Source organism: Pseudophaeobacter sp. TrK17, from assembly GCF_042192375.1.
In the GTDB taxonomy this organism is placed as follows: domain Bacteria; phylum Pseudomonadota; class Alphaproteobacteria; order Rhodobacterales; family Rhodobacteraceae; genus Pseudophaeobacter.
The window spans coordinates 3,076,858-3,089,093 of sequence record NZ_CP071700.1 but is presented as its reverse complement, the minus strand read 5'-3'; the positions used below and the strand labels follow the sequence as shown (position 1 = coordinate 3,089,093).

8 protein-coding genes are annotated in these 12,236 nt (G+C 57.4%); 5 read left to right on the top strand and 3 right to left on the bottom strand.

The annotated features are described in order from the left end of the window. Positions 1 to 71: 71 nt before the first annotated feature. Positions 72 to 829, top strand: a protein-coding gene (locus JZI28_RS14570) for an IS5 family transposase (RefSeq protein WP_375698075.1) whose coding sequence is annotated in 2 segments (ribosomal slippage) — positions 72 to 399 and positions 399 to 829 — 759 coding nt in all. Because the reading frame shifts where the segments join, the coding sequence is not laid out codon by codon here. Positions 830 to 1,002: 173 nt separating this feature from the next. Here the strand turns inward: JZI28_RS14570 and JZI28_RS14565 are convergent. Continuing rightward, positions 1,003 to 2,418, bottom strand: coding sequence for an IS66 family transposase (locus tag JZI28_RS14565; protein WP_375698074.1), 1,416 nt, complete (start codon positions 2,416 to 2,418; stop codon positions 1,003 to 1,005). An 801-nt stretch (positions 2,419 to 3,219) separates the two neighbouring features. Here JZI28_RS14565 and JZI28_RS14560 point away from each other — a divergent pair. From JZI28_RS14560 to JZI28_RS14550, 3 genes are read left to right on the top strand one after another with little or no spacing between them, the layout of a single operon-like run. Further along, positions 3,220 to 5,154 (top strand): PrkA family serine protein kinase, encoded by a 1,935-nt coding sequence (locus tag JZI28_RS14560; protein ID WP_375698073.1) that lies wholly within the window; start codon positions 3,220 to 3,222, stop codon positions 5,152 to 5,154. Between the two features lie 15 nt (positions 5,155 to 5,169). Then, positions 5,170 to 6,501 (top strand): YeaH/YhbH family protein, encoded by a 1,332-nt coding sequence (locus JZI28_RS14555; protein ID WP_375698072.1) that lies wholly within the window; start codon positions 5,170 to 5,172, stop codon positions 6,499 to 6,501. Further along, a complete protein-coding gene (locus JZI28_RS14550; protein WP_375698071.1) occupies positions 6,494 to 8,008 on the top strand; it encodes a SpoVR family protein in 1,515 nt (504 codons plus the stop codon). Before JZI28_RS14555 ends, JZI28_RS14550 begins: the two co-directional genes overlap by 8 nt. A gap of 45 nt (positions 8,009 to 8,053) precedes the next feature. On the opposite strand, the gene JZI28_RS14545 is transcribed toward JZI28_RS14550, so the two are convergent. Continuing rightward, positions 8,054 to 9,400: an MFS transporter gene (locus JZI28_RS14545; protein ID WP_375698070.1), complete on the bottom strand. Its 1,347-nt coding sequence runs from the start codon at positions 9,398 to 9,400 to the stop codon at positions 8,054 to 8,056. A gap of 361 nt (positions 9,401 to 9,761) precedes the next feature. Between JZI28_RS14545 and JZI28_RS14540 the strand changes: the two genes are divergently transcribed. Beyond that, on the top strand, positions 9,762 to 10,859 hold the full coding sequence (locus tag JZI28_RS14540) for a M24 family metallopeptidase (protein WP_375698069.1): 1,098 nt from the start codon (positions 9,762 to 9,764) through the stop codon (positions 10,857 to 10,859). A gap of 123 nt (positions 10,860 to 10,982) precedes the next feature. On the opposite strand, the gene JZI28_RS14535 is transcribed toward JZI28_RS14540, so the two are convergent. Next, on the bottom strand, positions 10,983 to 12,095 hold the full coding sequence (locus tag JZI28_RS14535; RefSeq protein ID WP_348150988.1) for an S-(hydroxymethyl)glutathione dehydrogenase/class III alcohol dehydrogenase: 1,113 nt from the start codon (positions 12,093 to 12,095) through the stop codon (positions 10,983 to 10,985). Between the last annotated feature and the right edge of the window lie 141 nt (positions 12,096 to 12,236).

Genomic DNA, 12,236 nt, shown 5'->3' with positions numbered 1-12,236 from the left:
TAGGGCCCGTGGACATTCAGGATTCCCAACCGGTCTGAATTCTGATTCAAGCTTCCAAAATGGAGGTTTGAATGAACGAAGAGCGGTTTGTGTTGACAGATGACGTCTGGCTTCGCCTCGCGCCGCACTTGCCTGGCAAGGAGGGCGATGCGGGTGTGACGGGCAAGGATAATCGTCTGTTTCTCGAAGCCGTGCTATGGCGTGTGCGGACAGGGTTGCCGTGGCGTGACCTGCCTGCTTATTTCGGCAACTGGAACAGCGTGTTCCGACGGTTTCGCAGATGGGCTGAGGGCGGCGTATTCGAGCGAATTTTCAAGGAAATCAGTGGGGATCCAGATTTCGAATACGCAATGATCGACGGCACGATTGTTCAGGCTCACCAGAAGGCGAGCGGCGCAAGGGGGGGACTCAAAATCAAGCCATCGGGCGGTCGCGTGGCGGATTGACCACCAAGATCGTTGCTTTGGTCGACGCCCTAGGAAACCTGGCTGACTTCGTACTCCTGCCTGGTCAGGCTCACGACATGAAGGGCGTCGAACCGCTCATCGATGGCGTGGCCTTTGATGCTCTCTTGGCCGACAAGGCATTTGATGCCGATTGGCTGCTCACAGAACTCGATGCGCGCGGTGCCACCGCCATCATCCCACCGAAAGCGAACCGCAAGTTCCTGCGCGATTACGATAAACACGCCTACAAATGGCGGCACTTGATCGAGAATTTCTTCGCAAAGATCAAGGAATTCAGAGCCATAGCGACCCGGTACGAGAAAACAGCGTCCAGCTATGCTGCCAACTGGCATCTCGCAGCTGTCATCATCGCTTCAAGATGAATGTCCACGGGCCCTAGACCACGCAGCGCCCGAAATCATGGGGTGCGAAGTGTCCGGTGCCTGTATGTTTCTGCCGAAGACCGTTCTATGCGGCCATATTGTGAGTATATTGCGTCGAATTGTAACTCCCAAGTACTCCAGAGGATATCGGGTTTTGGGTTACTCTGGCGCCGTTAGAGCCGCGCGATGATCTGTTGTGGTGATAGGGTGAGTGTTTCGAGGATATTGCCCCCGTGTTTTCTGACCGTCGAGATGACGGATCTGATGTCAGCGAAGACCTGAGCACCCTCGAGAGTGCGGAAGGTTCCCGAAATTTTCATGCGCAACTTCATCATGCGCAGGTCCTGTTCGGCCTGATTGTTGGTGAAGGGCACTGTGAAGTCCGCAAGGAACCTCAGAACGTCATCGCGGTAGTCACGCAAGCGGACCAAGAGGTTGTGGCCTGGCCGTTTGGCTTCTCGGCCTCGCGCGCCAGGGAGTCTCACCAGCGGGGCTTGTCGCTCATGGAAGGCGAGGCCCTCGGTGAGGATTGCCATGTATTTGGTGATGATGCCCTGATAAACCGACGCCGAAAGTTCGGTCTCACCTCGGCCTTGAGCAGCACACTTGAGTTGATTGGCGCTGGTGAGCAGCGCGCTCATTGCACACGCCCACGGCTCCTTTTCGATCTCTTCGATAGCCTTGAGTTCGCGTAAATGATGCGCCCCGCACAGGGCGTGAGTATCCACCCCACTCATATGGGCGTAATAGGATTTCCAGTGGTCATGAACAATTGTCCCGCCGGTCAGAAAGGCTGGAACAGCACCGCGCTTGGCGCTTATGCGATAATGCGTGAAGGCGTGATCGCTGATTGAGTGCAGCCAGTGCAGCTTACCAGCGACACGAAGTCCGGTCTCATCCAGATGCCGAACGCCGCCTTCAGTGAGCCGGGCCAGAATGTGTTCGACGACGCCACCCAAGGTGCGCGCTGCGCCGTTCACCCAGTTGGTCACGCTGGCCGCGCACAGGCTGGTGGCACCGAACAAATCGCGCAGGAGTTGGCAGACCCGATCCTCGGGGATCAGCTGCTGAACATTGCAGTAGACCGCCGCCGCTCGAATGCGCTGACCGTATTGCACGTGTGCATTCACGCCATCGGGAAAGGCCGCGGTCGCCGTAGTGCGGCAATGGCCACAACAATAAATCGCTGCCTCATGCTCTGTGACCTCCAGGCGTGGTGGCGGCACGTCAAACACCTGACGTCTCTCAAACCCCTTGATCATCCCCGCCGTCAGGGCGCGCTGACACCCGCCGCACTGCGCAGTTTCATGTCGCTCCACAAAGTCGGGCGTTGCTGTCTGGCGTAATGTGTCGCCCCGGTGGCCAGCTTGGCCACCACTTTTCTTACCGGACTTACCACGCAGGCTACGCGGTGCCGGCTTCTTCAACCCATCACTCGAAGGCGGCTTGCTACTATTACTGCTGTTCTTGGCCAACTGCCTACGCAAATCCGCATTCTCTTGCGCCATACGCGCCAATGAGGCTTCCAACTCGGCGATCCTGCGTAGAGCCGTGGCGAGGAAGTGTTCAAGGGTAGAAACTTGGTCCATTTCACCACTGATTCAGAGAAATCGGCGCAGCGCCACGAAATTCAGACCACAACAGAAAATTCATGCGCCAAATAGCCAGCGGGACCCACATCAAAACTGACAAAAACCCGTTGGCCCCTGGGGTGCTTGGGAGTTACGTCGAATTTAAATCAAATGTCTAGCCGGCGCTGGCAAGAACTGTGGATGAATTGCGCTCTATAGTGTCTTGTTTGCCGCAGGTTTTCTGCCGTGACAGGGCGTTTTCGCCTTTTCTGGGCGACTTATTAACAAAGGGTTAATGAAATTGACGGCAGTCGGCTGGTCGGACGGAGCAGTGGCTCGGGGCACGATTTGGACGAAATCAAGGCGAAAGCCAGCACCCGGGGTTCAGTGCCCCGTTATCCTGTCCCAACCAAAACAGCGCCCGAAAGCCCGGCGAAACCCTGTGAGAGGGAGGGGTGACCCAGGCTGTCGGCGGGAGCACGCTGGGGATGCGCTCAGAAAATCTGGAGAGTTTGTGAAGGTTTTTTTACAAAAATCTTCTGGCAATTAATTAAAAATACACCAGTTCCTATTAGTATGAAACTCGCAAATAGTGTACCCTTGCGGAAGACTGAACGGCGTCCGAGACACTCGATTAGCCGGACCAAGCCCCCTGATCAGAGCGGGCATCCGGTGCTTAAGACGCCGATGAACAAGAGCAGAAATCAAAAGCAAAAACGACCGCGGACCGCCGTGGCCCAGGTACTGGGCTCTCTATGTCTGCGCGTTTTCACCACCGCCAGGAGGAAGGGCGAAGCGTAACCCAGGAGGCTAGATCCGATGAAAGACATTGCCGAGATATTTGTTGAGCAATATGGCCAGACGCGTGAACAGGAGATGTCGCTCTATGACTATCTCGATGCCTGTCGCACCGATCCGAGCCTCTATGCGAATGTGGCGGAGCGGATGCTCAAGGCCGTCGGCGAAGAGGAGCTGGTCGATACGTCCAAAGACGCGCGGCTTGGGCCGATCTTTCAGAACCGAACGATCAAGCAGTATAGCGCCTTCAAAGATTTTTATGGGATGGAAGACACCATCGAGCGCATCGTCGGCTACTTCCGTCACGCTGCCCAGGGGTTAGAAGAGCGTAAGCAGATCCTTTATCTGCTGGGACCGGTGGGGGGCGGTAAATCCTCGCTGGCGGAACAGCTGAAACGTCTGGTCGAAGATCAGCCCATCTATGTGCTGAAAGCCGGTGAGCAGTTGTCGCCAATTTTTGAAAGCCCGTTGGGGCTGTTTGATCCCGTGCGCATGGGCAAGCTGCTGGAAGAAGAATACGGCATTGCCCGCCATCGCCTGCCGGGGCTGATGTCGCCCTGGGCGGTGCAGCGGTTGGATGAGTTCGGCGGGGACATCTCCAAATTCACCGTGGCGCGGATCTATCCGTCGGGGTTGCGGCGCATGGCGGTGGCCAAGGTCGAACCCGGTGACGAGAACAATCAGGATATCTCGACCCTGGTGGGCAAGGTGGACATTCGCCAACTGGAACATTTCAGCCAGGACAATCCAGATGCCTATAGTTTTTCGGGCGGTCTGAACCGCGCCAATCAGGGCGTGTTAGAATTTGTCGAAATGTTCAAAGCCCCCATCAAAATGTTGCACCCCTTGCTGACCGCGACCCAGGAAGGCAACTACATGGGCACCGAAAGCTTTGGCGCCATTCCCTTTACCGGGCTGGTGCTGGCGCATTCCAACGAGAGCGAATGGCAGGCCTTTAAGAACAACAAGAACAACGAGGCCTTTATTGACCGGGTGTCAATTGTGAAAGTGCCCTATTGTCTGCGGGTCAGCGATGAGGCGCAGATCTATGACAAGTTGATCCAGCACAGTGAGCTGGCAGAGGCGCCCTGCGCGCCGGAAACGCTCAAGATCCTCAGCCGCTTTTCGGTCCTCACCCGGCTAAAGCCGCATGAGAACTCCAACCTATATTCCAAGATGCGGGTCTATGATGGCGAAAGCCTGAAAGACACCGACCCAAAGGCCAAGACGGTTCAGGAGTACCAGGACCGGGCCGGCGTTGATGAGGGCATGAGCGGCATCTCCACCCGTTTTGCCTTTAAGGTGCTGTCGTCGACCTTCAACTTTGACACCGATGAGATCGCGGCGGATCCGGTGCACCTGATGTATGTCCTGGAACAGATGATTAAACGGGAGCAGTTCCCAGCTGAGACCGAGGCCAAGTATCTCGACTTTATCAAGACGGATCTGGCCCAACGCTACGAGGAGTTCATCGGAAACGAGATCCAGAAGGCCTATCTGGAGAGCTATACTGAATACGGCCAGAACGTCTTTGATCGCTACATCTCCTATGCGGATGCCTGGATCGAAGAGCAGGACTACAAGGATCCCGACACGGGGCAGCTGTATGACCGTGACATTCTCGACAGTGAGCTGAGCAAGATCGAAAAGCCGGTGGGGATCGCCAACCCCAAGGATTTCCGCAACGAGGTGGTCAAGTTCGCTCTGCGTCATCGCGCCAATACCGGCGCAAACCCGGCGTGGAACTCGTATGAGAAACTGCGGGACGTGATTGAAAAGCACATGTTCAGCCAGGTCGAAGAGCTGCTGCCGGTGATCAGTTTTGGCAGCAAGAAAGACAGTAAGACCGAGAGCAAGCACCAGGAGTTTGTCGAACGCATGCGCAGCCATGGCTACACCGATCGTCAGGTCCGACGCCTGGTTGAATGGTACATGCGAGTCAACAAGGCCGGGTAATGGGGGCGCTGCAAGATGCATCAATTCATCGACAGACGCGCCAACCCCAAAGGCAAAAGCCACGGCAACCGGCAACGGTTCCTGCGCCGTGCCAGGGAAAACATAAAAGAGCGTGTTGACCGCTCGGTGCGGGAAAAATCCATCCAGGAGGGGGATGGTGTCTCGCCCGAGGGGGAAAAGGTGACAATCCCGGCAAAGGGATTGCAGGAGCCTCGGTTCTTTCACAGTGGCCAGGGTGGCAACCGCAGATATGTATTGCCGGGCAACAAGGAGTTTGTGGTTGGCGACACCATCTCGAAACCAGATGGCGGTTCAGGCCAGGGCGGGCGCAAGGCCTCGGAAGAGGGCGAAGGTGATGATGCGTTTTCCTTTACCCTGACCCGTGACGAATACCTGGAGATCCTGTTTGACGGGCTGGAGCTGCCGGACCTGGTAGAAAAATCCACAGTTGAGACAGAAACCATCGGCAGCCGCCGCGCCGGGCTGACCACGGCTGGCACGCCCAATAACCTCAACCTGGTGCGCACCATGCGCAATTCCCTGGGACGGCGGATTGCTTTGCGACGCCCTTCTGCTCAGGCGCAGGCGGACCTGGAAGCTGAGATTGAAATGCTGGCGGGTCTGCCCACTCTTTCAAAGGCGCAGGTCGCGCTGCTGGAGGAACTACAATCCCGGTTGGAGGCGTTGCAACGCAAACGTAAGGTTGTCGGCTATATCGACCCGATAGATCTGCGCTTTGATACCCATGTGCCAGAAAAGATCCGCAAATCTCGCGCGGTGGTGTTCTGTCTGATGGATGTTTCCGGCTCAATGCAGGAGCGCGAAAAGGATCTGGGCAAGCGGTTTTTCCTGCTGCTGCATCTGTTCCTGTCGCGCTGCTATGAACACACGGAACTGGTCTTTATCCGCCATACCCATCTGGCGGAGGAGGTGGATGAGGAAACCTTCTTCTATGCCCGCGAAACCGGCGGCACCATTGTGTCCACCGCGCTGGACAAAATGCGTGAGGTGATCGCGGACCGCTACCCGCCACAGGAGTGGAACATCTACGGCGCGCAGGTGTCAGATGGCGAAAACTTTGGCAATGACTCGGCGCGCTGCAAAAAACTGCTGCTCGAGGATCTGCTGCCGGTCTGCCAATACTACGCCTATATGGAAATTGTCGAAGAAAGCGCGGATGCGCTGCTGCATGACAGTGAGGCGGGGGATGACCTTTGGCAGAACTACCGCGCGGTCAAAGCCCAGGCGCCGCATTTTGAAATGCAGCGCGTGGCCCATGCAGCCCATATCTATCCGATCTTCAGGGAGTTCTTTCTGCCCCGGATAAAGGGAGGTCAAAATGCTTGACGCAAAACCGGGATCCAACCTGCTGTTTGACGGGCCAGAGTGGAGCTTTGAACTGCTGGAAAAGGCTCGCGACGCGATTGAAGAGATCGCGCTGAATGATTTGGGGCTGAATGTCTATCAGAACCAGATCGAAATCATCTCGGCGGAGCAGATGCTGGATGCCTATTCTTGCACCGGCTTGCCGCTGATGTATCAGCACTGGTCCTTTGGCAAACATTTTGCCCGCGACGAGGCGCTGTATCGCACCGGACGCCAAGGGCTGGCCTATGAGATTGTGATCAACTCCAACCCCTGCATCAGCTACAACATGGAAGAAAACACCATGGCGATGCAGACATTGGTGATGGCCCACGCCGCCTTTGGGCATAATCACTTTTTCAAGAACAACTATCTGTTCCTGCAGTGGACCGATGCCGATGGCATTCATGACTACCTTGCCTTTGCCAAGAACTACATCGCCGCCTGTGAAGAACGCTATGGGCTGGACGCGGTGGAAGAGGTGCTGGACGCGGCCCATGCGCTGCAAACCCAGGGGGTGTTTCGCTATGGGCGCCCCCCCAAACCCACTGCGCAGGAGCTGCAAGCGATGCAGCGGCTGCGCGATGGCCATGAGGCCAGCCGCAGCCTGCTGGATATCTGGACCGATGCCACTTTGGGGCCCAAAAAGGAGGAGGACGCGCGGGAGGCGCCCTTTAGTGCACGCCGCAAAAGCCTGAGCCTGCCGCAGGAGAATATTCTCTACTTTTTGGAAAAGCACAGTCCGATTTTGCAGCCCTGGCAGCGGGAACTGCTGCGCATTGTGCGGATGCTGGCGCAGTATTTTTATCCGCAAAAACAGACAAAGGTGATGAACGAAGGCTGCGCCACCTTTGTGCATTATTATATCATCAACGAGCTCTTCTCGCAGGGGCGCCTCACTGAGGGCGCCTATATGGAGATGATGCACAGCCATACCAATGTGGTGTTGCAGCCCGACTATAATGACCCGCGCTATGCGGGACTTAACCCCTATGCGCTGGGCTTTGCCATGATGATGGACATCAAACGCATCTGCCAGGACCCTACCGAAGAAGACCGCGAATGGTTTCCTGATATCGCAGGCCATGGGGCGTGGCGGGATGTCTTGCGCGATGCCTGGGCCAATTACCGGGACGAGAGCTTTATCCAGCAATTCCTGTCGCCGCACCTGATGCGCAAATTCAAACTCTTTGCGCTGGTCGATCAGGAAGACCAGAAAGACCTGGTGGTGAGCCAGATCCACAACCGGGCTGGCTACAAAGAAATCCGCCGTGCTTTGGCGCAGCAATATGATCTGGCCTATCTGGAGCCCGATATTCAGGTCACTGATGCAGATCTGAGCGGCGACAGGCGTTTGATCCTCACGCATACGGTGCGCGATGGCGTTCACCTGGATGAGGAAAACAAGCGCGAGGTGCTCAAGCACCTAGGCACACTCTGGGGCTATGATGTCTGTCTGAACGCGATGGAGACAGAGCTCTGGACCTGAGTGGACGGAGACCGGGCGCGCTTTGGGCCTGCTTTGATGAGCGTCCTATCGGCTGCGGGGTGGGAATGTTTTGTGCAACTCGTCAATGACATAGGGGTGTGAATGCCGCTGTGACGTGCTTTTTTCCTGGTCTGCCGTGGATTGCAGATGTGGGTGATCAGCGGCCAGTTCGGGGTGCGCATGGGGCAGGTTTTCTGGATCATCGGCAGGCCATTGGCGCCGCGCATAGAGCAGCCCCAGAATGGCCAGGGCATTCAGCACCAAGAGCGAAATCCCCATGCCAAAGCTGCTCATGCTCCAGCCGGCCAGGGGATAGGTGATCAGCCAGCAACCATGGGACAGGGTGAACTGCGCGGCAAAGACCGCTGGACGATCCTCAGCCCGGGCTGAGCGTTTTAACAACCGCCCCGAGGGGGTGAGCACGGTCGAATAGCCAAACCCGGACAGGAACCAGCAAAGCATCACCGTCAGCAAGGCCGCATTGGCCAAGATCGCATAGGCCGCCAGCCCGGTCTGGGCCAGGATCGCGATGAGCGCCCCTGCGATCATCAGGCTGCGATCCTGGTGCCCTGCCAGTAGCCTTGGCAGGGTAAAGGCCGCCAACATGGATCCGGCGCCAAACGCGGCCAGGGCCAAAGCCACCATATGTTCGGACAGGCCTAGCTCGGCCCGGATGATCACCACGGTGTTGATGATCACCATGGCGCTGACCGAGGCGGCAACGGCTGTCAAACCCAGCAACCCGCGCAGGCGCGGCGTCTTCAGGTAGATGCGGATCCCCAGCGTCGTGCGCTGATACAGCCCGGTGGTGGCGCTGGGCTGGGGCGAGGGCAGGACAGTTGAGACCACCAGCAGCGCCGAGGCGATAAACCCAGCGGCAGTGCCAAAAAACAGGGAATTGGCCGTCACCAGCGTCAGCAGCAGCGCGGCCAGCGTAGGCGACAACAGGCTTTCGATGTCATAGGCCAGGCGCGACAGGGACAGCGCATTGGTGTAATCGTCTTCGTCCGGCAGCACATCAGGAATGGTGGCCTGAAAGGCGGGGGTGAACCCGGCAGATGAGGCCTGCATGACAAAGATCAGCACATAGATCTGCCAGATTTCGCTGACAAAGGGCAGCGCCAGCGCCACCAGGGCGCGAAGGAGATCGAGCGTCACTAACCAGCTGCGCCGGGGGAACTGGCTGGCAAGTGCAGCGGCTATTGGGGCAAGGGTCACATAGCTGACCATCTTGATGGTGAGAGCGATACTCAGCACGATGGAGGCATCGGCGCCAGCCAGATCATAGGCGATCAACCCCAGCGCCACGGTGGCCAGGCCGGTGCCGATGATGGCAATAACCTGCGCGGCAAACATATGGCGAAAGCTGCGGTTTTTCAGAACCGCTAACATGGCTTCAGCAGGCCTTGTGATACCTTTGCAGCTGTCGCAACGATGTTCACCAGAACTGCCTGCGGTGCCATTCTTTGGCTGCGGTCAAGATGATCCAATTTCAGCTCCCAATTGGGGGTTATACCACAGGGGCAGCATGGCCTCATTTTCCCGTAGCGGACGGTAAATGCAAGGCGGCTTTTGGCTGGCAGCGCTTCCTGACAAGACTTCGCATTGACAAGGCCCCTGTTTCAATTGGATACAATATTCCAAATAAGGATGCGCGTCGGTTCATTTATGGGCTTGCTGCATCTCTCTGTTGTTCTGAAATTAGTGCGCGTCAACAGCGCGCCCTTGTCTGATCCTTTTGGGAGACCTCAATATGACCGCTTCTTTTGCCGAATACCGTGAATTGGCCAAATCCCTGGGCGTTGATGCCTTGGCTTTGGTGCCGGGGCCAAATTTCACGCGGGCGTTGGGGCAGGGGTTTATGAGCCATGAACGCCCTTTTGTCCTGGTGATCCCGGCGCAGGGGGCTCCGGCGGCGATTGTGCCAAATCTTGAACTGGGATCCTGGGGGCTGGTGGATTTTGACGGCGCGGTTTTTGATTGGCGCGACCAGGACGGCTATCAGGCCGCCTTTGCGGCGCTTGCCAGCCATATGCCAATGACACGCCTCGCGGTGGAAGGTCAGGTGATGCGGGTCTTTGTGCATCACGCGCTTAAACAGGCCAGCCCGGAGCTTGAGATTATCGACGCCGAAAAGCAGATCTCGGGGTTGCGGATGATCAAGAGCGAGGCGGATATCGCAGCCATGCAAAAGGCAATCACCCTGTCAGAGCGCGCCCTGTGTCGGGTCTTGGCGACGGTTGAAATTGGTCAAAGCGAGAAAGAGATCGAAAGCCGCCTCATACAGGCGCTGTTTGCCGAGGGCGCGGATGATCTGGCCTTTAGCCCAATTGTGGTGGCGGGCGACAATTCGGCCCGGGTTCATGGCCACGCCCGCGCAGACTACTTTATTCAGTCGGGTGATGCGCTGCTGTTTGATTTTGGCGCCCGCAAGGATGGCTTCTGCGCCGATATCACCCGCACGGTTTTTGTCGGCGAGGTGAGCGATGAAGGCCGCGCGGTTTATGAAACGGTACTGGCGGCCAATATGGCGGGGCTTGCGGCGACCAGGGCCGGGGTAAGCGCTCATCAGATTGATGATGTGGTGACAGGCGTGTTGGAGACCTCTGCCTTTGCTGCGCATATCGAGACCAAGACCGGTCACGGTCTGGGACGGGACGTGCACGAAGCCCCCTACATCATGCGCGGCAACCCCCAGCTGCTGCCTGCAGGCACGGTTTATACCAATGAACCGGGGCTGTATCTGTCGGGCAAGTTTGGCGTTCGGATCGAAGATGACGTGCTGATCACCGAAGAGGGCTGTCAGGTGCTGACGCAGTTTCCAAAGGAGTTGACGATTGTCGGGGCGTGAGGGCTGACCACCTTGACCCGCTGAGGGCGGCTACATCCTGACCAAAGACAAAGGCGCAACCCCATCAGGAGTTGCGCCTTGATAGATTATCGGTGCCCCTATTTCAGAGGCGGCATTCCGGTTTTAGAATTCAACAACCGCGCGGATGGATTTGCCCGCATGCATCAGATCAAAGCCTTCGTTGATCTGATCAAGCGTCAGCTTATGGGTGATCATCGGGTCGATTTCGATCTTGCCGTCCATGTACCAATCGACAATTTTGGGCACATCGGTGCGCCCGGATGCGCCGCCAAAGGCGGTGCCGCGCCAGCTGCGGCCGGTGACCAGCTGGAACGGACGGGTGGAGATCTCGGCACCCGCAGGGGCGACACCAATGATGATGCTTTCGCCCCAGCCTTTGTGCGCGGCCTCCAATGCGGTGCGCATCACGTTGACGTTGCCGGTTGCATCAAAGGTGTAATCCGCGCCGCCGCCGGTCAGCTCTACCAGATGCGCCACCAGATCGCCCTCGACCTCGGCTGGATTGACAAAATGGGTCATGCCAAAATGCGTCGCCATCTCGATCTTGCCGGGGTTGAGGTCAACGCCGACAATCTGATCGGCGCCGGCCAGTTTCAGCCCCTGGATCACGTTCAGGCCAATGCCGCCCAGACCAAAGACGATGGCGGTAGAACCGATTTCGACCTTGGCGGTGTTGATCACCGCACCAATACCGGTGGTGACGCCACAACCGATGTAGCAGATCTTGTCAAAGGGCGCGTCCTTGCGCACCTTGGCCAAGGCGATTTCTGGTACAACCGTGTGGTTGGCGAAGGTTGAACAGCCCATGTAGTGATGAATGGGCGTGCCATCCAGCATCGAAAACCGGGTGGTGCCATCGGGCAGCAGCCCTGCACCCTGGGTCGACCGGATCGACTGGCAGAGATTGGTTTTGGGGTTGAGGCAGTATTCGCACTCACGGCACTCAGGGGTATAGAGCGGGATCACGTGATCGCCCACTGCCAAGCTGGTGACGCCTGCACCCACTTCGATAACCACACCGGCGCCTTCATGGCCCAGAATGGCAGGAAAAATGCCTTCGGGGTCATCGCCAGAGCGGGTGAACTCATCCGTGTGGCACAGGCCGGTGGCCTTGATTTCCACCAAAACCTCACCAGCCTTTGGCCCTTCCAGGTTCACTTCCATAACTTCGAGCGGCTTGCCCGGAGCAACTGCAACAGCGGCACGTGTGCGCATCATAAATCTGATCCTTCGTCCTGTTTCGGTCGCTTGTGTGGTCCTGGCCAACAAGCGACCTATCAATAGTTTGCCCATGTTCGGCGTGGCGGTGATGAACAGGCGGTCCTGTCCGCCTCAGTTGGGCTCACCCAGCGTTAC